Raw genomic sequence first — 23,736 nt, forward strand, 5'->3', positions numbered from 1 at the left:
TCTCTCTCCTAAAAGTCACTTGGTCGGAGGGGGGTTATTTATACGTATATCTTGTTGCTGAGTAATTAAGCCTGTTCGCCGTTGTCATCGGCAAACCAGGGCTCACGCGCCTTCATAATCAGCGCAGCAGCTTGCTCTTGATCGAGACCATCGATATCGAGCAAATCATCCACCGCCTGTTCCGCCAGGTCCTCCATGGTGGCAATGCCGCGGCTGGCCAGCTGGAAGGCCAACTGGCGCTCCATGCCATCCATGGTGAGCAGGTCTTCCTGGGGCTCACAGGCATCCAGTTTCTCTTCAGAAGCCAGCGCCTGAGTGAGCAGGGAGTCCTTGGCGCGAGCGCGCAACTCCTCAGCGATATCCTCGTCGAAACCCTCGATCCCGAGCATTTCTTCGATGGGGACGTAAGCCACTTCCTCCAGAGAGGTAAAGCCTTCGTCCACCAGTATGCCGGCCACGTCCTCGTCAATATCCAGGCGATCAATAAATACCTGCATAATGGAGCTGGACTCAGCCTCCTGTTTGTTCTGCCACTCGTCGGAGCTCATGACATTGATCTGCCACTGAGTCAGCTCTGAAGCGAGGCGAACATTCTGGCCACTGCGGCCAATGGCCATAGCGAGGTTTTCCTCGGCTACCGCCACATCCATGGAACCGGTATCTTCATCCACAACAATGGATTCTATTTCCGCCGGAGCCATAGCGTTAATCACAAACTGGGCCGGGTTGTCATCCCAAAGCACGATATCTACGCGCTCGCCAGACAGTTCGTTAGAGACAGCCTGTACACGTGCACCGCGCATGCCCACACAGGCACCCACCGGGTCGATACGACCATCGTTGGTATTGACAGCGATCTTGGCGCGCAGACCTGGATCGCGCGCAGCACCCTTAATTTCGATGACCTGCTCGGAAATTTCCGGGACTTCAATGCGAAACAACTCAATGATCATCTCGGGGCAGGAGCGGCTCAGCATCAGCTGCGGGCCGCGGGCTTCCGGCTGAATTTCCAGCAGGATGGCGCGCACACGGTCGCCGAGACGGAAAATCTCACGGCCAACCAGTTGATCGCGGGGCAAACGCGCTTCGGCATTGTTGCCCAGGTCTACAGCGATGAAGTCGCGGGTCACCTTTTTAACCGTGCCACTCACCATTTCGCCAACGCGATCGCGGTACTCATCCACAACTTTAGCGCGCTCGGCTTCGCGTACCTTTTGCACGATCACTTGCTTGGCAGTCTGAGCAGCGATACGGCCGAACTCTACATTTTCCACCTGCTCGCGGTAAACATCGCCGGCTTGCAACTCAGGATCTTTCTCGTGGGCCTCTTCCAGAGTGAACTGGGTGCCCAACTCCGCCAGAGTATCATCATCGACCACTTCCCAACTGCGGAAAGTCTCGTAATCGCCACTGCGGCGATCGATGATAACCTCGACGTTTGAATCTTCGTCGTAGCGTTTCTTCGTGGCCGTTGCCAATGCCGCTTCGATGGCCTGGAAAATAATCTCCTGGTCAACGCCCTTCTCGTTGGATACCGCCTCGGCTACCAGCAAGATCTCTTTGTTCATGCAACTGTGCCTCAAAATCGCCTGAGTTCAGGCTCCTACAGGTTACTTGGTAAATTGGGGAATAATATTTGCTTTTTCGATACTGTCGATCGGCAATAGGTATTCGTTTTCGCTGTCTACGCGCAAAACGATTTCATCCCCTTCCACACCGGCCAGTAAGCCGCGCCACTTGCGCTGACCGTCGAGCGGCATACGCAGGCGCACCTCAATCTGGGCGCCAATAAAACGCGTGTAATGATCCAGCTTATACAGAGGGCGATCGAGCCCTGGTGAGGAGACCTCGAGGGTATATTTACCGCTGATGGGGTCTTCCACATCCAATACAGCACTGGACTGACGGCTGACTTTTTCACAGTCATCCACGCCTATGCCGTTTTCAGAGTCGATATAGATGCGCAGCAGCGCGTTGCGGCCATGGGTTTGGTAGTCGATACCCCACAGCTCACACCCCAGCGATGCCACCACCGGCGCCAGAAGCTCTTCCAGCAGTTCGCGTTTGCTCGCCATTTACGTCACCACATACAAAAAATGGGCCTACGGCCCACTTCGAAAAATACCTGCAACTTTTCTTGCAGATACGAAAAAGCCCCTGACGGGGCTTTGACCGCACATTCATGCAGCCAGTATGCATGAATGCAAAATTTGGTAGCGGGGGCAGGATTTGAACCTACGACCTTCGGGTTATGAGCCCGACGAGCTACCAGGCTGCTCCACCCCGCAACAAAGAAAGCGCATCAAAGTTTTGCACAAAAGCAAAATTGGTAGCGGGGGCAGGATTTGAACCTACGACCTTCGGGTTATGAGCCCGACGAGCTACCAGACTGCTCCACCCCGCAACAACAAATGCGCAATCAAATATTTGCCCTAAGGCAAAATTGGTAGCGGGGGCAGGATTTGAACCTACGACCTTCGGGTTATGAGCCCGACGAGCTACCAGGCTGCTCCACCCCGCAACAACTCTAAGAAACAAAGCCTGGTTGATCTTTGTTTCCCTGCGGTGGGACTTACCCAACCACTCAAGAGGCTGCGCATTCTATGGTTAGCATCCCGGTGAGTCAAGCCACAATTGGCATTTGTTTTCACTTCAGGCGGAAAGCGACTCTAAATGTGCCACGCTGATCAGTATAGAAAAGGAAGAAAATCCCGCAACTATGACCAGTGGCGCGCACTCGTTTTTACTTTTACACCCGCTCATTACAACCCACTCTCGCTATCCCGCGCACTCAACGAGTGAGCTGGTGCACAATGGCGCGCCGCACCGGCGGGAAGTGTTCGCTGATACGCAACACCGCCTTGCGCAGCAACTTCGCCGGCAGGCGATCATCGGTAAAAAGATCCACCACCCGGTTAGTCCCTACATACATGGGGTGTGACTCAAGACGATGCAGCGCCTGGTAGCGCGACAGCGCTCGTGAAAGTCCGGCCGCTTGGTACAATCGCGTGACGTTATGCAGCTGACGAGCCAGGGTCTCCGCACCGGCCAAGCCCAGATTAAATCCATGGGCAGTGACCGGGTGCATACCCACGGCCGCATCCCCCACCAGGGCGAAACGTTCAGCATAAAAGCGATGCGCATAGACCGCGACCAAAGGATACCGGTGGCGCCTGCCGCAAGCCTCGACCACCCCCAGCGTCGAAGCGCTCTCCCGCTGTACATGAGCCGCGAATGCCTCATCGCTGTATTGCATAATCTCATCGGCGGAACTGGCGCATACCGTTACCACCGCCGAGGAGCAGTGGCCGTCCGCGGTAGGTAGCAATGCCAGGGTGGAACCGTAGCGAAAGCACTCGCGCGCAATACCACCATGCGCCCGTTCGGTGCGTACCGGCCCCAATACCGCGACCCGACCAAAGTCGCGCATGTCCACACCGATCCCTGCCATACGACGCACTTCAGAGAAACGACTGTCGGCCGCCACCACAAGAACCGCTGCGAGGCTCTGTCCATCCTCCAACTGCACTAAGCGCCGATTCCCACCGCACTGGGTACCGGTAACCGTACGGCGAGCCTGCAGCTGGATATTGCCATTTTCACGTATTGCCTCGTAGAGCACGCGCCGAATCGCGGCATTGGGTACAATAAAACCTAAGGGCCCCCGCCCCCGGGTATCAAAATCCAAACGAGAGGGAGCGCTCCCATCCACTACCTGCGCAGAATGCAGAAGACCCACCTCATCGGGTTTGAGCCGCTGCCAGGCACCTAGAGATTCCATGAACCGCACAGACTGATGAGTGAGCGCGATTTCGCGACCATCGTCGGGCGGGCTCGCTAGTATTTCTTCGCTCTGACGCTCTAACAAAGTCACCCGGCAATCCCGCCGGGCCAACATTAATGCCAGCGCCAAACCGGCGGGGCCGGCCCCCACAATCGCAACATCTGTGTGCAGCATCCCAATCCCCCTAAATCCACACCACTGTACTGGCAGCGAGCGACAGATAAATCGCTAACTTTCATCACTTGCCGGGCACTGTAAGATGAAGCAGCGCTTGCGCAACTGATACAGATCAGGAAACTGCAGACCAGAAATTAAGAAGAGAAAAAACATACGCAAAGGATCATATATGCAGCTCGAAATGGATATCGTCGACGCCTTTACCGACTCCCAATTTGGCGGCAACTCCGCAGCGGTAATCATTACCGGAGAGTGGCTCAGTGAGCCTTTGATGCAATCCATCGCCGCGCAAAATAATCTCTCGGAAACCGCATTTTTGCGCGAACGCAGCGATAGCGAATACGAGATTCGCTGGTTTTCCCCATTAACGGAGATCGATTTTTGTGGCCACGCCACTCTGGCCTCCGCTTTTGTAGTGTTTCGCAAGCACCCACACTTAAAAGGACTGGATCTTTTCGCCGAGGCCGTTGGTGATATGCACATCAGTCGAAACGGGGACGGCCTGATCGCCATGGACTTCCCCTCTCGCGCCCCACAGCCACTAACCAGCCTTCCCAGCGACCTACTCGAAGGGCTGTCCATCACACCCACAGAGGTTCTGCGCAATAATCAAGCCTACTTTGCTATTTACACCGCAGAAGAAGACATTCTGCAGTTGCAGCAAAATGCTACCAAGCTGGCCAGGCTCGCACCCTTTGATGTAGTGGTTACCGCGCAATCAAAGAAATACGATTTTATTTCCAGATATTTCTGGCCAGCCAATGGTGGCGCCGAGGACCCTGTGACCGGATCTATTCACACCGGGCTGGCGCCCTACTGGGGGGATAAATTGGGCAAGTCCGATCTGGTTGCCTACCAAGCCTCCAAGCGCGGCGGCCTGCTACACTGCCAGCTCAAGGAGGAGCGAGTCATTATTTCCGGCAGCGCCGTGCAATACCTAAGCGGTGTAATTGAAGTCTCCTGAGGCAAGAGCCCGCTTTACAGCGCTCTATGAAAATAAAACCATCCCGCACAACCTTCCCCAGCGAAGGACGCCCAAAAATAAAAGGATCAATCATGAATCACAAGGGATCATGCCTGTGCAGCGAAGTACATTTTGAAGCGGAGGGAGATTTTGATAGCTTCTTCTTATGTCATTGCAACCACTGCCGCAAAGATACCGGTTCCGCCCATGCCGCCAGCTTGTTTTCCACTACCGCCAAGCTGCACTGGCTTCGCGGGGAGCAGCACATTAAAGTCTTTAAACTTCCAGGGACCCGGCACGTGAAAAGTTTCTGCGCCCAATGCGGTTCCGCCCTACCTTACAAAGACCGAGAGGGTGGCTTTCTCGCGGTTCCCGCCGGCAGCCTCAACAGCCCGATTACCATCAAACCCAACGCACATATCTTTATGGCCAGTAAGGCGGATTGGGACCAAGACCTGGAGAACACACCGAAGCTCGACCGCTTTCCCCAAACCGATAACGCCGACACTCCCTAGCTGGGCAGTGCGGCTTGAGCGTTCAACAAAGCCACAATGAACGCTCAAGCGCCCTCACTAATCCGGCAGTAACTTAACCGGGGTGCCCATCTACCCTGGGCTGAAACAACACTGGGGTGTAGTAGATCAGAAACAGCGAGTAGCCTACCACCCAGGCAATAATCGCAGCGAGAAAGCCGCTCGGGGCCGGCGCCCAAAACACACGAGCCAGGGCAGACAGCGCCAGTGCGGCAAACGCCAACGGCATCAGACGCGGCGCCTGTAGAATACGACCGGTGTGGCCCAAACTCACGCGACTGGTCATTGCCAATATCAAACCGCCGATGCCACCAACAGCAAAAGCGTGCAACGCGGGGCTCTGCCAGGCGGGCGCTATACCACTCCAGGCCAGTGCGGCGAGAAAGCAGCCCAAGATCACCAGCCAATAACTCAGGTGCAGGGACCAAACCATGGGTTCCGCCCAAATTTTGCTGGGGTGCCAGCGCAACACACGGACCAACTGTAAAACCCCCAGGGTAAAAGCCAACACCGCCCAAAACATTTTGGGTAAGTCCAGAGCCACACTGAACAGCAGTAATACCACCGCAATATGGGTGCCCCACTCGATCATGGGCAATTTATCCCGCGGACTCAGATGAAAACGCCGCGCGGTAAAAAACGGAATAACCCTACCGCCGATTACCAAAATAATTGAAGTCACCAGCAACAGCGCCATCAGTGCCACCCGGCTCTGCACTTCCGGCAGCAACCAGTGACAGGCCGCCAGCCCGGCAAACGCCAGCATGGCTGGCAGTACAAACAGGTTGCGCCACTGTTTCGTGCGCAGTACCCGCGCACCCAGCAAGAACGCAGCCAGCAGAAAGAAAGCCACCTCGGCCACCACTGGCATCCACAGGGGCACCGCTGCAACGAGATACCCCACACGAGCCAGAAGCCACAGTCCCACTAGGCTCATTAACTGCACCCCCTTGGGTGATGGAATGCCGGTCCAGGTTTGCATCGCGGTACCCAGAAAACCAACGACTACCGCCGCGGCAAAGCCAAATAGCATTTCATGGGAGTGCCAGGCGATTCCAACCCTCAGCGTGGGTAACGGCCAACCGGACAAAGATGCCTGCCAGATCAGCAGTGCGATCATGCTCCATAGAGCGCCCCCCCAAAAGAAAGGCCGAAAAGGCATACGCCAGAAAGGGGCAATGGATTCCGCGCGTGCGCGGTCGACAATAGGTATCACAATCTGTTCTCCTTACACAAAGGGAGGTTATTTCTCCCGGAACGACTACCCGACCTAACCTGGCCAAGCGCCTGCCCTGCTACCTGGCTCCGAAGGGATTTCCGCACCAAGAGGGTCTTATCCACGCGCCACACCGCGAAGCCACCGCCTCGATCACAGACGGCTTCACAAGAGAGCAACCAGCGAAAAGTCCGCACCAGAAATCCCACTTACGCTCAATGCCCAGCGAAAGCCGGCCCGGTGTTTCATCACAATGCGAGGTTGCGCCTGAGATTCCATTCCAAGGATTGAGTGAGCCGCTTATTCTCACTCAATCAATACAATTAGTTAATAGGCGAATGCCATAGTTTTTTAATTTTATAACCCTATTTAAAAACCGGATATATTTATTCCCTAGAAAATAAAATAGCGATTGACAAACCCCTGCCAACACCAAATAGAGACACTAAACTTAAAGCTGGACTTTAAGTTAAAATTTAAATCAAACCTTAAGTTAAACTTGAAGTTTATCTAATATGAAAAACCAACAATGGATCTCGATGAATGCAATTAAGAAGGCGTGCCTGGGGTGGATTGACCACGCACAAATAAAATACATACAAGCAGAGCCGCGAGTGCCAAGCAGGCATTGACAACAAAAGCCCGGTCGATCCCCACAGTCAAACTTGGGGCCAGGGCCACAATGGTGGTATTCATTGCAAGCCCAATTGCCCCACCGATAATCTGAAACATAAAAATCAGGGCCGCCGCCAAACTGGCTCTACTCGGCCCAACCGCAGTAACCGCAGCAGTAGTGATTGTGGGAAAAAAAAAGCCCAGGCCAACGCCCAAGAAAATCAAGCCGGGCACTAAATGGATATAGCGTGTATGCTCCACTAGGCTCGAGAGCAGGAACATTCCGCCACCTAAAAAAATGGCCGCTGCCGATAAAATGACTTTAGCCCCAAGCATTGTGTAAAGGCGACCTGCTACATAAGAAACGACACCGTAAGTTACCATAACTGGAAGCAAACCCGCGCCAGACCAAACTGCGGAAAATTTCAATTCTTTTATCAAAAACTGGGGTACATACAACAACATCGAAACAAAAGTAACAGAGAGCAACAAAGTGGTAATACCCACCGTCAGGAAACGCCAGTTAGTCGCCACATCTGCAGGGATTAAAGGATTATTTTCGGTATGCGCCTCGACCCAGGCAAAGATAAAAAAACAAAAGGCGGAGACTATTAACAACCCAACAATTATTGCACTGCCCAGCCCCACATCCACCACAAGATCTAAAGCCAGCAAGAGGGTCAGCAAACAAATAGAAAGAGACACAATGCCACCGTAGTCTACTCGCTCACCAGCGCTCTCGGGACTATCATCATCAATGACCCACCAACTAATCAACATGGCAACAAGTGCTATAGGGGAGTTGATAAAAAATATCCAGCGCCAACTGAGAAACTCGGTAAAAAAGCCACCCAGTAGTGGCCCCACCGAATTAGCAAAGCCGCATACGGTCATGATCAGCCCACCAGCCTGCCCCGCTCGATTCTCGGGCATAATCTGGTAGGTCATCCCCAAAATGGCGGGCCACATCAGTGCACCGCCGACCCCCATCAATGCGCGACTTCCCAATAACATCCAAGTATTTACCGCGAAACCACCCAACAGGGAAAACAGGATAAAAATACTCGTACCAATAAAAAAAAGCCGGCGCCGCCCAAACATATCCGCCAGGCGCCCCCCAGTTACAATCAATACGCCAAACACCAAGGCATAGCCGTTGATTACCCACTGCACCGTAGAGATATCCGCATAAAACTGCTGCTCCATAGCGGGTATAGCCACTGAAAATGCGGTAAAATCATTAGCGATTAAAAATATGGCGAAAGTCAATGCTGCTAAGGCAATCACCTTTTTTGGGGAAAGGGCCTCTTTTGCCTCTACCATAGATACTCCCGCCGACCGACACCCATCGGCACCAGTACTATTTATCCACAAGTCTAGGTGTAAAAGCCCAGTGCATGACGATTATAAAATAATGCACAGTGGCTTTGGATCACCCGGAAAACCATTAGCAGCCTAGTGCCGCACAGGGGAACATGGGCTTTCCGCTTTTATGTTGTGCCTGTTCTGTATACAACCGGTATGCACTATATGTAGTATTTTTTACCTACTCGACTAAGAAGAAACTCCCCAGCTATAGAAATCTAAAATTCAGTCAAATAAAAGAGAACTTACTCCTATAATTTCCGAACTTCCTTCCCATACCGCCCCTATTAATTTTCATCAACACTTACTCAGGCAACTCAAGAGGAACCCAACAGTCACCCTAGAGAGAAGGAGAGAGAACAACAACCCAATCTATCTGCGCCAATACCTTTTAGTGCTACCGCCCTTAAATACGGAACATAGGTAAGATTGGCGTGTAGAGGGAGCAAAAAATCTTTAAATGGCCTTTTAGTTTGGCCATCCACTACCGACGGACCAGAAAGTTAATCACTAGACGCAGATACAGATACACGGGGTTTTAAAGTTATAAACAGCACACTAAGAAATCGCTATTTTTAGAGGACTCAGCAAAGAATTCCGCCAAAGACTGGTTCTAAGGCAGAGATAAGCAGTAATACCGATAGCAATGGCCTGTGAGATTTTCTTATCAGCAGTTCTGAAACTTCTCCCGCCATTCAGAGCCACTCCATCGCAGTAGCCCCGACTTCAGCGCCTGGCAGAGGCGGAAGATAGTCGCCGGTGTTTTGAGGTCGGGCTTTTCGTTATTTCACACTTTTTATGGATAGAGGTTCACTGCAGAGGAGGATAAAAACAGAGGCACGGTTCTGATGATAAGATCAAGAAGATGCACTGAAAAAAAATCTAATAGCCAGGCTAACCTTTTAGATTTTTTGGTTATACATACCGCTAAGCCTTTAACTCTTATATATCTTTAACCAAACCGATAATTGCAAACCCCATTACCAACAATCTGATTCTATAACCCCAGGATGAGATCGCATCCCGCAAACAGGGAATAATCATTACCTGCTTTTTCGTTGGCAAATCCCAACACTGAAAACCAATACGCAACCGCATTTACGAATGCAGGCAGCCTATCTGTTAATTTTTAGTGGGCAGTAATTATCTTTCGACCACGGGCAATAAAAAAATAGATCCGCGCGCAGCATCTTCACGAAAGATACGACTAAAATCTACTGAACCATCCAGAAAAAAGAAAGCCATTACAGACAGCCTTCGATAGGGGTTTCGAATTACTCAGGGATTTTTGCTGTACGGGAGTATCCCATGAAAATATCGACCTTTCTTTCCACTACACAATGATTACCCTCAGCGGCGGTGCCTTCGCCGGCAATAATTTTGTAATCCTCAATCAATTTGGTGCCGACAATAGTTCCAGCGCCAACAACGCCGATTCTGATGTGAATAATAGCTTGATTGTGCAAACCCAGGTGGGCACAACTAACAACAGTGAGACCTTCCAGGAGAACAGCACGGCTAGCAGTATCAATACAGTACAGTTTGGGGATGGCAACCAAGTCAACGCGGGCCAAGGTACGACCAATGACAGCAGCAATTCTGTATTCCAGGTTGGAACGTCTAACAATGCCAATGCACAACAGGTGGTTGTGAATTCCAGTAATCAGTCAACCCTGCAAGTTGGCGAGCAGAATGCCGCGGGATTCCTACAGGAAAACACCAGTAACAGCAGCAATATCGTGACCGTGCAGTTTTTGACCTCGAAAAGCAGCGCCAATACACTGCAGGTGGGTGCGGATAACAGTGGCCGTGTGGACCAGCTGGATAGCACCTCCGCCGCGGGCTCGCTTATCCACCTTGGCAACAATAATTTTGCAAAAATTTCCCAGCTCGATAGTAATGCCGATACCTTCAGCATACTACAGAGCGGGGCACAAAACTCCGCCGAGACTACCCAGACCTTCAGCGCTTCCAACTCGGTTTTTATCACCCAGATTGGCATGCTGAACTCCGCCACCAACAATCAGAATCTCTCCCAGGCCGGCAGCCAAAATACCATTACAACTCAGCAATTTGGATTGGACGTGGAGCTTTCAGCCCGGCAGGCGGGTTCAGGGAATACAGCCAGCCTTCAGCAAGATGGATCCTTACTCTTGACCACCTCCGTACAACTGGGCAGCCTCAATGAAGCAAACCTCAGCCAAAATGGATTTCGTAACACTCTGACAGCCCTACAAATCGGTTCAGGCCACTACAAGCAGGCCACTCAGACCGGCTCGGATCACACCTCTTTTACCGTCCAGATTGGCGAGCGTAATTGGGCGACGGTTCTTCAATAGCCTCTCTTAACTGCCTCCCCTGCCCCACAAGCAGTGGGGGCGGTGAATGGAGGATAGGCCAGGAACCCGCTATTCTTGTGTCGATCCAGTTTTGGAAACTCAGGAGCAGCGAACCTAAAAGTGACCCAAATTAATCCTTGGCTTTTTATTTCAACAACCCACATTTTTTAACACAACAGAGAGCAGGACATATGCTCGAGAAAAAATTTGTAGAAGAGGTGTTTAACTCGCTACAAACCGACCCCCAGCCCTTTCTTGAGCGGGTCGCCGATAATGTGCGCTGGACTGTTAAAGGCACCCATAAGATGGCTGGAATATACAATTCAAAGAAAGAATTGGTCGAGCGCGCCTTCCAGGGAATGGGCAAGATGCTTAAGGAGGGCAAGGTGATGATGGAAGTCAAGCGGATATTCGTTGATGGGGATTATGCAATCGCGGAAATGGAGGGAATCTGTACCGCACTCAATGGCAAACGTTACAACAATACCTACTGCTGGATTGTTAAATTTGAAAAAGGTCTTATCACTGAAGCTACGGCCTATGTTGATTCCGCTTTAATTCAGCAAATTTTAGATGAGAATTCATAACTTGACAGATTCCCTCACCCTCAAATAATTCCTTAAGCTTATCAGGCACACAGGGGATGAATAATTACCTGTAAAAAAGCCCCACAATAATTGTTATTGCCGGGCTCAATACGCAAGGTGGAGCCGCACTTTTGCAGCCCCTACGCTTTAATGAATCACCTCTTAGTTCTGGTAGTCGATAGTCATATCGAAGTTACCTTCCACACACTTGGCGTAGTCGCCTTCATTCAGTGCAGAGTAGGCGGTTTGATAGTTCACCAACTGACAGGCGAAGCTCTCTTTATTGGGGTTTTCAGTAGACCAGCCCCAATCTTTATCCCAATAAATATTCAGGGAGGCGGAACCGCCGGTCTCAAATTGCCCCATGTTGGCACAGCCCAATTCTTCACCTGCTGGAATATCCACACCCAGGTACTCGGTAAAACTCTTGTAGTAATCCATGCGGTACTGCGAACGATAATCTTCGGAACCCTTACTACATTCGATCGCGCCATTGATGATATTGGTGGTAACGCCAAATCCTGGGGTCAGATTGTTAGCCAGATCGACACTGTTAGGCTCCCAGGTACCATCCACTACATGCAACATACTGGGCTTGGGCGGCTGCGGATAGACAAAGAAGAAGATGGCACTGGCCAGGTTCAGCCAGGTATCCGCAACCAACTCGGGGTTTTCCAGCAAGGTGTAAATATCACCGTACATAGCCTGGGAGAAAGGGCCGTAGTTATAGTTCCAGCTGAGCTGCTTGGAGCCCCGACCAAAGTAGCTCTTGTAACCGCCATCGGCATTGATGGCACAGGGCCATACATCCGCCGCCCAGCTACTGCCGGAATCACAGGCACCGTAACCACCTGAGGTTTCCTCGGTCCAACCGATCTCGCGTATCCAGTACAGGCCCTGACGCCATTCCGGTTCATCCCAGGCTGCCGCGTGGGCGCCGGTTTCCTGGCCGAAGTGGGCAAACATCACAGCCAATGCTTTGCGGCAGATCCCATCGGAGTCACGGCCATCGGTGTATTCACCACAGAAAGCGGGAAACTTGGCCACCGCGCGCAGGAAGTTGGTGTAGGTGTAGTCTTCGGCGCGCAGTGGGAACAGATACTCCCAGGTCTCCTCGGTAATAATGCTCTCGACACGCTGCACGTTTTCCGGGTTGGCATTGCGACCGGACTGAACCGCTTCTACGATAGCGTTATTGCGAGTCTCCACAGTGTCCTTGACTTCTTGAAGAAGTGAATCAGTAGTGCGAGCACCCTCCTCCGCTTTTAACTCACTTAGCCCCATCACATGGTCACTGATGGACGCACAGCCGGTTTGGTTGATAGTGACTTCGGCCACGTCACTGGCTGCCGTGGCATCGGTGGCGGTGAGCTGGAAAGTGTAGATTACATCGCTGTATACCTCAGACAACACGGCCCGGGTGGAACTGCCCACGTAGCTGGAAAGCTTGATGGAGGGGCCGCTAGTCTGGCTCCAGATATAGCTCATACCACTGCCACCGGTGGACTGGGAGCCGTCCAGGGTGATATTGCCGGAACACCCTACATTGTTGGCGGAAGTAGAAATCACCGCATTCACAGCGCCACCAGAATTGTCGTTATCACCAGAGTCCTCGGCGCCACCATCCAGCGCGAGGTTCTGTACCGTTACCTGGGCCTCTTCTGTACTCTCACCATCGCTGACAATCAGGCTGAAGACATAGCTCACATCATAGGTGCTGGCTGGCAGGGTAACAGACGTGGAGGCGCTCGTGGCCGCGGCAATATCCGCTTGCGGAGAGCTCGGGGAGAGTTGTGCCCAGCTATAGCTGAGGGCGCTGTCGCCACCGGAAACGCTAGCACTCAACTGGACGGGGCCACCACCGGTCAGTTGGACTTGCGAAGTGGAAACACGGAGGGATATCAGTGTGTCGCCGTTGTCTCCGTTGTCTCCGTTGTCTCCGTTGTCTCCGTTGTCTCCGTTGTCTCCGTTGTCTCCGCCATTATCACCACTGTTACTGCCATCGTCGGCACAACCACTGGCTTCTTGAAGAATCCAGGGAGAATCCCAAGTGTTTTGCGCACTCAGGGCATCAGAGGGTAGCTGGTCGGCATTTGCCCACCACTGCGCCACAAAAATATCGCCGGCATAACAGACCTCGCTACCTTTACGGTAGCTCTGACCAGACTGATAAACGGCTGCATCGCTGGAACCACTATTACCGGAGTCTCCGTTCTCACCGGAATTGTCCGAGTCTGAGCCATCACTATCGCTGTTATTATCTGAATCACCATTACTGGCACTGTCTTCGCTGGAACCATTACAGGCTCCAGCCTCCTCCACAATCCAGGGAGAATCCCAGGTATTTTCCGCCGTCAGAGCCTCGGCCGGGCGCTGTTGAGCAGTAGCCCACCACTGAGTTCTAAAAAGGTCACCGCCGTAGCAAACTTGACTACCGGCACGGTACTGCTGGCCGTCCACATAATCTTCAGCAGGCTGATTAGCTGACGCACCCTGGGCACCGATTATCAATGCCGAAGCAATGGCTGTTCGAATAAAAAGATGGTTCATAGAATCTCCGATAGTCGTTTTTAGGGTTCTATTAAAAACGTAATTTATGTAATGAGATGCCACAGCCAGGCTGCCGCAATGACAGAAACAATCGACTAGGAGTTAGCGTGAATAATCTGCAACATATTTTTAAAAACAGGAAGCGTGACTCAATCGTCTGATTTTCGATATCGAGCCTATATTACTGACAGGAAAATATCCCGCCCCCACTTTTACTCTTATTGAGCACAGAAAACTGTACCGATTAATATATTTCACAAACCCTTAAAATTGCTCTGCGCCTTGTAGCCAACACCCCATACAAGCACTGCAGATTCGATAGAACCAAGATATATTGGTTCCCAACGGGAAAAACAATTCTTTACAAAACCATAGGGCAGCACAGCACAAAATACCCTAAAATTCACCCGCATAGAATTAAAAAACCGGATAATTCAAATTTCCAGGATGAACACACACCCAAAGAACAAAAAAATAGAATTGTATTTTTTGCACAAACACACAAGCATAAAAATCTGGCATAATTCCGCCTACACAAAAACTCAAACTTGAGAAAGCCGAAGTTAAAATTGCATATTTCTTTCACATTCCTGCTTTAACCTTTAATGTGAAACACCGAACGGCATCACCGAAAACCCGATACAAGAAGGCGAATCTCCATAACGCCCTCTTGGCCACTTCCCTCAAATAAATACCCCGGCCTTTTGGTTTACCAGTAACTCCCTGCAGGAAATGAAGCTTTCAACCTATCAACCAGCAACCAAACCGGCTCTACTCTGCATACGACTCAAATTGTCGCAATCTGCCCAACCGTTTTTCTCTGGAAAAGTCACAGCTGGTCAAACGAAACATCAGGCTGTAATCAGACATACAGCGGGTATCGTGTATATCTCCAGGCAAGAAGGCTCGACAGTTACCGGGGTGCATTATGTCCGCACCACGACTCAGCAATTGCGCTTCAGTATTCGTCTCGGAAAGCAGGCCGTAAGTGGCCATTTGCACCTGGCCAAACTGAAGTGCATAAAATACCCAACCATCACCATGATTGTGTGGAACGCGATATAACCCCTGTGTTTCCACATGGGCGAGCAACATAAATCCCCACTTAGGATCCCGGTACAACTCCTTGGATATTGACCGCTCTTTATGAAGATCAGCCAACCAGGTTTCTGAACGATTGGTTGCCGCCAGGCGTTCCAGCGTCGCCCGGCAACGGATAATGGTTTGCGAATTTAATCCATCCCAATGTTCTTTTAACTCTGCGATACATTGATCGAGGGAAGTATCTGCCATTCTCTTTTCCTCTTTTTCCTGTCGAAAACTACACTAATGAAACAGTGTCTTGACTCACTGACAGGTCCAAGGTACTACTTAAAGTCAACTTTAAGTCAACAGAAATGAGGCAAGGTCACGGAGAAAATACTAAAAATTACGATGTGTGATTTTTAAAGCGGCTCAAGAGAATGGACAAACCCTGGGCTACAAATGCCGTTAGGAGAAACAAAAGGGCCAGAGCGTATACACGATTTAGGCCTTGCACCACCAAACCATAATCAGAGGTAGAGACTTGGGGAAAATCTGCAACACTCGCAAACACCATACTCATCAATGCCGCCCCGGTTAATAGTCCTAAGTTTCTAAAGAGGTTGAGTAAACCAGAAATACTACCGCGTACCTGCTCTCCCGCATTACTCATAGTGAAGGCGTTATTTGCAGACAGGTAAGTACCATAACCCACAGCCATAGTGGCTGTGCATAACAGGTAACCACCAACGCCGTGGCTAACCCGTAAATAGACCATACCCAGGGCACCAAGTATTAGACATACCAGGCCAAATAGCACCGTAGCACGAGACTTAAAACGATCTACAATGCGACCAGTAACCGTCGAGCAAATTGCAACCGTAAAAGATCCTGCGGACATCACGAAACCAGCCAGTGAGAAATCAAGACCAAGGGCCAGGGTCAGATAAAACGGGCCGACAACCAGAGAACTCATTACCGATGCCGCGACCAGGAAATTAGTGCCTAAGTTAATAGTGAGGGGGTAGTGTGTGAAAGCTAGCGCAATTGGCGATACTCTGTGCCCTTTAAACCGAAGCCTCCAAAGTAACCACAGGGACACACCTGCGAATACAATGCTAACGATATTTAAAAGCCCATAATAGTCATTCACTGGCTTGATCGACAGAGTATAAAAAAGCGTTGCAGAGAAAATGCAGAATGCCGAGAGTATATTCAATGCTCTAGCACCCTTGGGCGAATTGGCCCCGGTGCGGTCATCCGGCAAATACTTTAAACCCAAAAAATATATTAATATACCCAGTGGCACCTGTATCAGGAAGATCGCCTGCCAGCTAGCGATCTCTAACAGGAGCCCTCCAAGAACCGGTCCGCTGCCAGTACCGACGGCAGAGACACTGCCCAGTAGCCCCACAGCTCTACCCAGACGGGATTTTGGTAGGACATCACTGGCAATCGCCATGGCCACCCCCGTAGACATTGCCGCGCCAATACCCTGAAGCGCCCTGAACAAAACCAGCATCCAAATATTTTGAGAAAAGACGCAAAGCAGGTTCGCCAGGGTAAAAATCAGTACACCATGAATAAAGATCTTCTTGCGCCCCACCTGGTCACTAGCCCGACCGGCAACCGCCAGAGCAGCGGTTAAAAAAATCATGAAGGCAACAATAACCCACTGTGCACGGCTATAAGTGGTTTGCAAGCCTGCCACTAACTCCGGTAGTGCCATATTGACACTGCTCACGGCCAAAGCATTGAGCAAAGTGGCCAGACAGAGTGCCACTAGCACTCCCCGTATCGAGGCCCCATCAGCAGTGGAGCGGCTGGAAGACTTGAAAAACCGTTTTATGGCAAACATAAGATCCACATATTTTCTCACCACTATTCCCCGGTGGTAAGTACAGGCGCAGAGTCAAGGAGGTTCTCAAACCTGGGCCAAACATGGCCCAGTAGCCGCCTCACTTATGCGGGGCAAGTATATCCTCAACGATGGTGTCGAGGTCTACGCTAACCGGGGAATACTATGGGCGCGCCCAGGCTTTCACTGCCCTGCAGAGAAAGCTTGCCAGGAAGAGCCGTGAAAACTAGGATACAACTTCAAGTCTGCTTGAGGTCAATACAGATGGGTAATCGACAGGAAATGGATATTCGCGAGGTATCGAAGCGCACAGGGCTTCCGTCTTCGACTCTACGATATTATGAAGAAAAAGGCCTTATCCAATCGATTAGTAGGCGTGGGATCACCAGAGTTTTTCCTGCCAGCGTATTAGAGCAGCTTTCCCTGATCTCCCTAGCACGTTATGCCGGTTTCTCCCTCGATGAGATTGTCAATTTATTCACTTACAGCGGCAAACCCAATATCGACCGAGAGCAACTCCTCGACAAGGCCGATGCACTGGACAAGAACATCCGCCGCTTGGAAGCCATGCGCGATGGCCTGAGGCATGTGGCCAATTGCCCGGAAGAAAATCAATTGGAGTGCGCAAACTTTCAGAACCTAATCAAAAAGGCCATGAAACTGCAACACAAGGAAGAGCGTAAGGGGACATCGGTCAAGCTGAAAAAAAAACCCGAAAAATAAATAACATCTGACAACCAACCTGATACTTTCTCTTGGCAGAGCAACCCTCCCTTTCGATAGCCCGATTTTACACGATTTAAAAAATAGATCTGGTCCATGAGTGGCGCCCCCTAAAGTCATCAAGCATATCCCCAAATAAACCTAAGCGCGCGGGCTCTACAGCGGTCCGTCATCGATAAAAAATGAACACCATGCATCTAAGTGTTTATGCACTGATCTTGCATCTTTTAAGTACTTATAAATCAGTGTTTCTCCATCACCAAAAACGTAGTCCTGACTACACTTTTTTGGCTATTCTGTAGATAATAGATCTGCTATTAAGAATGGTATTTTGTGAAGAAATAACTAGGGAGCACCCAAACCTAGGATCTTCACCGATAACTCCCTATACTGTACTACTGTTTTGATAGGCTGGGAGAACGTCCGGTCTTTATGAAAATACTAATTGTCGGTGCGGGACCAACTGGTCTCACTCTTGCCGTAGAATTAGCCCGTCGAAATCTAATTGCCAAGATTATAGACAGGCGAGATAGTGCCTCAACATTAAGCAGAGCTGTTGGTATTACTTCCCGCAGCCTGGAGATTTTATCCCACTCGGGAGTTTCGGAGAGACTAATCAAAGAGGGCATACCAATTCAAAGTGCCTGTCTTTACCAGGGTAATCATCTCGCTCTATCCCTGCCGCTACACTCTGATTCATCTTATTTTCCGACCATTTTGGGGCTCCCTCAGGATCGCACAGAGAAAATTTTAGCGGACTCACTGTCTTCCATGGGAGTAACGGTAGAGTATCAGGTCGCACTCAATAAGTTCCAAGAGGAAGGGCAATCCGTTGTGACTCTATCCTCTAACGGTAAGGAAGAAGAGTTCGATCTTATTATCGGTGCCGATGGTATTCACAGTACGGTACGTAAAAATGCCAATATTCCCTACTATGGATTTGATTTACCTGAACAGTGGTCGATAGCCGACGTAGAACTTGATGGTTGGCCTTATCCACAAACATTTACGCTGGTACAGGTAAAACCCGGAATAGTGGTGGTTTCAGTGCCTATAGGCAAAAATCGCTATCGTTTTGTGGGAAACTGCGAAAAGGTTTTAGAAGCCTTTCCCATGCCGCTGAAGATACAAACGGTTCACCGCGAGGGTGTTTTTAAAATTTCTGTGCGCCAAGCAAAGTATTTCTCTAAAGGTAGAGTATTCCTGGCAGGAGATGCTGCACACTGCCATTCACCGGTTGGAGGCAGAGGAATGAATTTGGGCATTGCAGATGCCGCTGAGTTAGCCAGATGCATCGTCGAGAATAATTTAGATCAGTATTCTCCAATCCGCCAAAGAGAAGACAAAAGGGTGATTGATATTACCGAGCACACCCGAAAATTAGTTACGGCAAAGTCAGTCGTTGCTCGAATAGCATTTAGCACAATTTTGGCCGCAGCAAACCATCTGCCCCTTATAAAAAGAAAGATCAGTCAGTTTGTTGTTGAGTTCTAACCCGTTTGTTATTACGTATTTAATACAATTTCAATATACGAAATAACTTAATAGCGATTTATGGCACACTAAATTCTGTCATCATTCCTGAATCCTCGTGCTCGAGTACATGACAGTGCACCATATAGGGCATATCCGGCATTGCCTCCAGAGGGAAGCGCACATAAATTTCTGCATCACCGGCGTTGGAGATGGGTACTGTATCTTTCCAGCCACGCATATACGCCGGTGGCATGGTCCCATTAAGTTTCAATAGCCGAAATTGGCAACCATGAATATGCACCGGATGCAACATAGCATCATTACCTTCCGATATGTGCCAGCGCAAATATTTACTGATAGGCGCCTTGAAACCTGGCTCAGTAAATGAAAAAGAGACTCCATTAATTCCGTTGGCGGTGAGCCGTGCTTTCAGAGGCATTGCCGGTCCCTCGGTAATCAACTTCAGTACTCTATCGACAACTACCGGATCAGTCTTACCTGTATCCACCATTTTTTCCAGGCCTGTTGCATCGATCAGTTTATCGGCGATCTTTCGGCGATTCATCTGCATAATCAGGCGCTGACTAATAGGTGGCAGGGTCTCCGGTATTTCCGGCAAAGGCACCAACTCTTCAGGCAGGGTACCCTGCCCCTCAGTGTTATTGGGCACCACGCTCAAAAAATTCACCGGACCATCAAAAGGCGGCAAACGCATCACCGGTTGCGGTACCGGCAGGGTTATAAAATCGAACGGCTTACCATCGCGAGCATCCACCATCACTTCGTAGCGTTCGCCTGCGGCAATCGGTAATTCTTTCACAGGTACCGGCTCCGGTAAAAACCCCCCATCGGTGGCAATCACATAGAGAACCCTTTGATCTCTGGTAGAAATACGGTAATTGCGCCCATTGGAGCCATCCAGGATTCTAAAACGCAACCAACCCTTAGGCGGTTTTAACACCGGGTTTATTACTCCATTGGTAAGTAGACAGTCCCCACAGTAACCGGCAGCAACGGTAATCTCATTAAAGCGATGAAAAAAACTACCATCTTGATTAAAGCGTCGATCCTGAATGATTACCGGAATATCATCCACACCCCAACGCTTGGGTAACGGTAGAGCATCGCTGTTTTCATCATCAATAATAATCAGCCCCGCCAGTCCTTTGAGCACCAGTTCAGCCGTAGTGGGGTACAAGTGCGGATGAAACCAAAGCGTGGCCGCCGGTTGAATAATTGGTAATTTAACCGTCCAGGTCTGGCCGGGTTTGATAGGCATATAGGGCCCACCATCAGCATGTCCAGGAACAATCAAACCATGCCAGTGTGCCGTTACATTCTGAGTTAATTGATTGTGCACATTAGCAATTACTGTCTCACCTTTACGCAAGCGTAGGGCCGGACCAAGAAAAGGCCCGTTGAAGCCATAAGTGGGGGTTGTCTTACCCGGCAAGAAGGTCTGCTGGCCGGATTTCACCATTAGACTGATTTTTCCGGCGTTATCCGCCTTCAATTCCGGCGGGATTGGCAGCTGAGGCCTCGCAATGGAACCCCCAGCACCGATAGATTGTGCTCTCGATGATTCGCTCACCAACATAGATGCCGCCAATGCGCCCAGGCAGAATTCGCGCCGCGATAAACGAGACATCAATATCACCTCTTTTTGAGCCCAGGGATGGCATATCCGGCCTAGTAACAACGATTTCGGCTTGAGTGTCCTATAAACTTGCTCAAGCCATTAGGCAGCATAGCCCCTGTGCCAGAAAAAATGGCGCAAAGGCTGATATTCCAAGTCAAATAGCCAAAGTACAGCTGGATTATCGGAATTCTTATACCGTTATTTAACTTTGAGGCGAAGGTAACACTATTACCACTATTTAGTGGTGGGAATAATACAGAAAAATAAAATCAGATAAAAAAGGCCCTCATGGGGCCTTTAAAACTAAAACTTCTTATTCTCAATAAGAGTATTCCATTGTTTGACTAACAACTTTTTCAGTATTTACTTCAATGTTTCTTCCTGTACTCATTTGCTGAACAACAACTGTCGATAAAGCCACAGCAAATGTCTTTGCCTCAGGAGCAGCTTCGGCATCTTCTGAGGCCTCACCTGTTTTAGCTTTACTCCCCGATGACCCGCCGCCACAAGCAGCCAAAGTCACTATAAAAAATAATAAAATGAAAAACTTAAAAAAATTCCACTCATACTTCATAGCGCTAGCCCATTTATTTATTAGTTGACAGGATTTAGAATTGATAAGTGACAACAAATCTAGTTTCACCGATTGGCAGTTGATATGGAGTATCAAAATTAATAACTAAAGATCCATCATCTTCTGAATAATAACCATCCGCCACATAGTAAGATGTATTAATACCATTACTTACATTGCTATCACGATAAACTCTTACCTTTCCAATATCTCCAACTTCATTAAGATCTCCTCCAGCCTGTATCGCTAATGCACTGACCAGCGCATCTGCAGAGTCGCTCTCTATAACAAAGGACAAAACGACTTGTTCTCCGTCTTCCCTCTTGAATTTGGTTACCGGAAGAGAGTCTGCCTCTACAGTGATAACTGGCATAGCAGACCCAGCAACTGCAACGGCACCCGGATCAACAACAATACCATTTTCTTTTCTATCCGCATCATTTGGCCCGCCATCCTTAATTGTTAACTGTAAACAAAAGTGCCCCTCTGTTAACCCAGGCTTATAACTGCTATCGCCAGGAGTCGGGCATTCACCTAACTGACCAGGCGCAGAGGCAATTGAATTTTCTGTATCTTCGACAAAATCAACCCAACCCACTCCTTGTTGATATTTCAGGTAACGTGCACTAGGAAGGATTGCAGCAGTCAAAGGAATAACGACGTCAGTGACCCCAGCCACTTCTATATCACGCACTATGAAATCAAAAATACCATGTAAAAATTTATAACTATTTTGGGTCGACAAATTTTCCCCAAAATTACTATCGATATCTTCATGAGTAACCTCACTCATGGCCTTCCCCGCAGTATATGCACTATCGCCCAATGCAAGAGAGGTCCCCTGGGTACTTTGCATCTGTGCTCCAGTAGCACTGGATAGTAGGAGATTTTTAGCCCCCCGCTTATCTTTATAATCCGCTATTCGATCTTTATCTAAATCTTTTACGCCTTCCACAAAGTCACTAAGACCATCGCCATCTGTATCTTGAGTGTCACTTAACTGAGGGAGAGATTCTTCCACCCGGATAAATATATTGGAACTTGCCCAACCCCCACTCGAGTGAGTAACGGTCAGGTTAACCTCATAAGAGCCGCTTAGCCCCACCGGATCAAAGGTGAAGTGGTTTTCGTTTAAGCCATTGCTAGGGACCAAATTGTTACTAGACCAGCTATAACTATGACCATCATCTCTCTCCTGATCAAAGTGTTCTACCCCTATGGATACCTCTCCACCATCAGAATAAACTACAGCGGTAGGGACACCATTCTGGAAGAGAGTAGTGCTATAGGTTGGAGTTATCTCAAGGCTAGCTGGAATCCCTGTAGCTGAACCGCTCTCGGGGATTGTAATGGTGATGCCATCAGCAGAGGAATCAATGCCAACACCTTCGAAAGTTACAGAACCAGAGCCATCAATAGCTCCATCATGTGGAATAACAATTACACCACCATTCACACTACCGGAAAAATCCCCCCCCAAATTTGGCCGGCCGATAGCAACGTCGTTAACATCATTTATTACAAATACATCGGGGGAAAAAATCAGCTCTCCAAGTTCAAATACACCTGTGTTCAGATTAGATGCCCCTATTAGATACCCATCAGAACAATTACTGGCTGTTAGCGTTACATTGGCTGTTAAAATTGCACTTCCCTCACTTGTATCATTCATACTACAAGCCTCTACGAGGTCATCCTGACCATCGGTAAGCATTAGATTACTACCTATAAGTACCGCACTATCTCCAGTAAAAATAGTTATATTTAGGTAAACATTTTGAACAGTTGCGCCTCTTAATGCACCAGCAAGAAATATGTAATTAGCCTCTGGAAACTCAAATACCCCATCAACTTTCCAAATAAGATTGGAAATCGAGTAATTATTTCCTTCCAAAATCGCAGTAAACGGATTTTCTGAACTTCCTAGAGGTTCCCAACCTGCCCCACCATTCCAATAAGTATCATCCTCGTCAAAAGCCCCATCACCATTCGTGTCAAAGTCCAGATTACGACTCAACTCAAAGCCTCGACAACCACTGGAAGGACAGCCGGTGCTGACTCCATAAAGCGAAGCCCCATTAAGGTTATTGCGAATTTCATTGAGGTCTGCAAGATCATTAATTTCTATCAGACCATCATTATCAATGTCGAAGTCGGTACGATCACTATCAGACAGAGCGGCTGTAGATTGGAGTAAAAGGGAGAAACCCAGTAGGTTTTTATAAAAAACTCTCTTTGAAAACAAGTTACGCGATACCATATTCAATTTCCTATCCTAAGGCCATTCCGCCAAAGTACTCCTTTATTAAAGAT

At 49.4% G+C, this 23,736-nt stretch carries 17 protein-coding genes and 3 tRNA genes; 6 read left to right on the forward strand and 14 right to left on the reverse strand.

Going from position 1 to position 23,736, the window contains the following annotated elements:
* Positions 1-65 precede the first annotated feature (65 nt).
* The 6 genes from nusA to ubiM all read right to left on the reverse strand — a co-directional run bounded on the left by nusA (position 66) and on the right by ubiM (position 3,958).
* Positions 66-1,568: a transcription termination factor NusA gene (nusA, locus tag Q1A69_RS00185; protein WP_299579272.1), complete on the reverse strand. Its 1,503-nt coding sequence runs from the start codon at positions 1,566-1,568 to the stop codon at positions 66-68.
* Positions 1,569-1,610: 42 nt separating this feature from the next.
* Positions 1,611-2,075, reverse strand: coding sequence for a ribosome maturation factor RimP (gene rimP / locus Q1A69_RS00190; RefSeq protein ID WP_299579276.1), 465 nt, complete (start codon positions 2,073-2,075; stop codon positions 1,611-1,613).
* Positions 2,076-2,211: 136 nt separating this feature from the next.
* Positions 2,212-2,288, reverse strand: a tRNA-Met gene (locus tag Q1A69_RS00195).
* A 39-nt stretch (positions 2,289-2,327) separates the two neighbouring features.
* Positions 2,328-2,404, reverse strand: a tRNA-Met gene (locus tag Q1A69_RS00200).
* A 40-nt stretch (positions 2,405-2,444) separates the two neighbouring features.
* Positions 2,445-2,521: transfer RNA gene (locus tag Q1A69_RS00205), tRNA-Met, on the reverse strand.
* Positions 2,522-2,791: 270 nt separating this feature from the next.
* Positions 2,792-3,958, reverse strand: a complete 1,167-nt coding sequence (gene ubiM / locus Q1A69_RS00210) for a 5-demethoxyubiquinol-8 5-hydroxylase UbiM (RefSeq protein WP_299579279.1) — start codon at positions 3,956-3,958, stop codon at positions 2,792-2,794.
* 172 nt (positions 3,959-4,130) lie between these two features.
* Here ubiM and Q1A69_RS00215 point away from each other — a divergent pair, with 172 nt between their 5' ends.
* Together Q1A69_RS00215 and Q1A69_RS00220 are read left to right on the forward strand one after the other, a co-directional pair.
* The gene (locus Q1A69_RS00215; protein ID WP_299579282.1) at positions 4,131-4,925 is read left to right on the forward strand and encodes a PhzF family phenazine biosynthesis protein; all 795 of its coding nucleotides are present in this window, start codon (positions 4,131-4,133) and stop codon (positions 4,923-4,925) included.
* A 92-nt stretch (positions 4,926-5,017) separates the two neighbouring features.
* Positions 5,018-5,440 (forward strand): GFA family protein, encoded by a 423-nt coding sequence (locus Q1A69_RS00220; RefSeq protein ID WP_299579285.1) that lies wholly within the window; start codon positions 5,018-5,020, stop codon positions 5,438-5,440.
* 73 nt (positions 5,441-5,513) lie between these two features.
* Here the strand turns inward: Q1A69_RS00220 and Q1A69_RS00225 are convergent, their stop codons facing one another.
* Complete coding sequence (locus Q1A69_RS00225; protein WP_299579288.1) at positions 5,514-6,674, reverse strand: NnrS family protein; 1,161 nt, start codon at positions 6,672-6,674, stop codon at positions 5,514-5,516.
* A 549-nt stretch (positions 6,675-7,223) separates the two neighbouring features.
* Positions 7,224-8,612, reverse strand: coding sequence for an MFS transporter (locus Q1A69_RS00230; RefSeq protein ID WP_299579292.1), 1,389 nt, complete (start codon positions 8,610-8,612; stop codon positions 7,224-7,226).
* Positions 8,613-9,994: 1,382 nt separating this feature from the next.
* On the opposite strand from Q1A69_RS00230, the gene Q1A69_RS00235 reads away from it, so the two are divergent.
* Both Q1A69_RS00235 and Q1A69_RS00240 read left to right on the forward strand, forming a co-directional pair.
* A complete protein-coding gene (locus Q1A69_RS00235; protein WP_299579294.1) occupies positions 9,995-10,993 on the forward strand; it encodes a hypothetical protein in 999 nt (332 codons plus the stop codon).
* Between the two features lie 191 nt (positions 10,994-11,184).
* Positions 11,185-11,580, forward strand: coding sequence for a nuclear transport factor 2 family protein (locus tag Q1A69_RS00240; RefSeq protein WP_299579297.1), 396 nt, complete (start codon positions 11,185-11,187; stop codon positions 11,578-11,580).
* Positions 11,581-11,742: 162 nt separating this feature from the next.
* On the opposite strand, the gene Q1A69_RS00245 is transcribed toward Q1A69_RS00240, so the two are convergent.
* The 3 genes from Q1A69_RS00245 to Q1A69_RS00255 form a co-directional block, all read right to left on the reverse strand.
* Positions 11,743-14,130: a glycoside hydrolase family 19 protein gene (locus Q1A69_RS00245; RefSeq protein ID WP_299579300.1), complete on the reverse strand. Its 2,388-nt coding sequence runs from the start codon at positions 14,128-14,130 to the stop codon at positions 11,743-11,745.
* A gap of 771 nt (positions 14,131-14,901) precedes the next feature.
* Positions 14,902-15,423: a hypothetical protein gene (locus tag Q1A69_RS00250; RefSeq protein WP_299579303.1), complete on the reverse strand. Its 522-nt coding sequence runs from the start codon at positions 15,421-15,423 to the stop codon at positions 14,902-14,904.
* Positions 15,424-15,559: 136 nt separating this feature from the next.
* Positions 15,560-16,936: an MFS transporter gene (locus Q1A69_RS00255; RefSeq protein ID WP_299579306.1), complete on the reverse strand. Its 1,377-nt coding sequence runs from the start codon at positions 16,934-16,936 to the stop codon at positions 15,560-15,562.
* A gap of 339 nt (positions 16,937-17,275) precedes the next feature.
* Between Q1A69_RS00255 and Q1A69_RS00260 the strand changes: the two genes are divergently transcribed.
* Entirely contained in the window at positions 17,276-17,734 is a 459-nt protein-coding gene (locus Q1A69_RS00260; RefSeq protein ID WP_299579309.1) for a helix-turn-helix domain-containing protein, read from the forward strand.
* Positions 17,735-18,166: 432 nt separating this feature from the next.
* Entirely contained in the window at positions 18,167-19,228 is a 1,062-nt protein-coding gene (locus Q1A69_RS00265) for an NAD(P)/FAD-dependent oxidoreductase (RefSeq protein WP_299579312.1), read from the forward strand.
* A gap of 58 nt (positions 19,229-19,286) precedes the next feature.
* On the opposite strand, the gene cueO is transcribed toward Q1A69_RS00265, so the two are convergent.
* From cueO to Q1A69_RS00280, 3 genes are all read right to left on the reverse strand, one after another.
* Positions 19,287-20,858 carry a multicopper oxidase CueO gene (gene cueO, locus Q1A69_RS00270; RefSeq protein WP_299579315.1) on the reverse strand — a complete coding sequence of 524 codons (1,572 nt, stop codon included), beginning with the start codon at positions 20,856-20,858 and terminating at the stop codon, positions 19,287-19,289.
* Positions 20,859-21,168: 310 nt separating this feature from the next.
* Positions 21,169-21,423, reverse strand: coding sequence for a hypothetical protein (locus Q1A69_RS00275; RefSeq protein ID WP_299579318.1), 255 nt, complete (start codon positions 21,421-21,423; stop codon positions 21,169-21,171).
* A 34-nt stretch (positions 21,424-21,457) separates the two neighbouring features.
* Positions 21,458-23,683 carry a hypothetical protein gene (locus Q1A69_RS00280; protein ID WP_299579321.1) on the reverse strand — a complete coding sequence of 742 codons (2,226 nt, stop codon included), beginning with the start codon at positions 23,681-23,683 and terminating at the stop codon, positions 21,458-21,460.
* Positions 23,684-23,736: the final 53 nt, after the last annotated feature.

This window comes from uncultured Microbulbifer sp. (assembly GCF_947498635.1).
Classification (GTDB): domain Bacteria; phylum Pseudomonadota; class Gammaproteobacteria; order Pseudomonadales; family Cellvibrionaceae; genus Microbulbifer; species Microbulbifer echini.

Excerpts from the sequence above, each read along its gene's own strand:
- Q1A69_RS00240 (WP_299579297.1), top strand. The coding sequence starts at position 11,185 with ATGCTCGAGAAAAAATTTGTAGAAGAGGTGTTTAACTCGCTACAAACC.
- rimP (WP_299579276.1), bottom strand. The coding sequence starts at position 2,075 with ATGGCGAGCAAACGCGAACTGCTGGAAGAGCTTCTGGCGCCGGTGGTG.
- Q1A69_RS00215 (WP_299579282.1), top strand. The coding sequence starts at position 4,131 with ATGCAGCTCGAAATGGATATCGTCGACGCCTTTACCGACTCCCAATTT.
- Q1A69_RS00280 (WP_299579321.1), bottom strand. The coding sequence starts at position 23,683 with ATGGTATCGCGTAACTTGTTTTCAAAGAGAGTTTTTTATAAAAACCTA.
- Q1A69_RS00275 (WP_299579318.1), bottom strand. The coding sequence starts at position 21,423 with ATGAAGTATGAGTGGAATTTTTTTAAGTTTTTCATTTTATTATTTTTT.
- Q1A69_RS00235 (WP_299579294.1), top strand. The coding sequence starts at position 9,995 with ATGATTACCCTCAGCGGCGGTGCCTTCGCCGGCAATAATTTTGTAATC.
- Q1A69_RS00265 (WP_299579312.1), top strand. The coding sequence starts at position 18,167 with ATGAAAATACTAATTGTCGGTGCGGGACCAACTGGTCTCACTCTTGCC.
- nusA (WP_299579272.1), bottom strand. The coding sequence starts at position 1,568 with ATGAACAAAGAGATCTTGCTGGTAGCCGAGGCGGTATCCAACGAGAAG.
- ubiM (WP_299579279.1), bottom strand. The coding sequence starts at position 3,958 with ATGCTGCACACAGATGTTGCGATTGTGGGGGCCGGCCCCGCCGGTTTG.
- Q1A69_RS00260 (WP_299579309.1), top strand. The coding sequence starts at position 17,276 with ATGGGTAATCGACAGGAAATGGATATTCGCGAGGTATCGAAGCGCACA.
- Q1A69_RS00220 (WP_299579285.1), top strand. The coding sequence starts at position 5,018 with ATGAATCACAAGGGATCATGCCTGTGCAGCGAAGTACATTTTGAAGCG.
- Q1A69_RS00245 (WP_299579300.1), bottom strand. The coding sequence starts at position 14,130 with ATGAACCATCTTTTTATTCGAACAGCCATTGCTTCGGCATTGATAATC.
- Q1A69_RS00230 (WP_299579292.1), bottom strand. The coding sequence starts at position 8,612 with ATGGTAGAGGCAAAAGAGGCCCTTTCCCCAAAAAAGGTGATTGCCTTA.
- Q1A69_RS00250 (WP_299579303.1), bottom strand. The coding sequence starts at position 15,423 with ATGGCAGATACTTCCCTCGATCAATGTATCGCAGAGTTAAAAGAACAT.
- cueO (WP_299579315.1), bottom strand. The coding sequence starts at position 20,858 with ATGTCTCGTTTATCGCGGCGCGAATTCTGCCTGGGCGCATTGGCGGCA.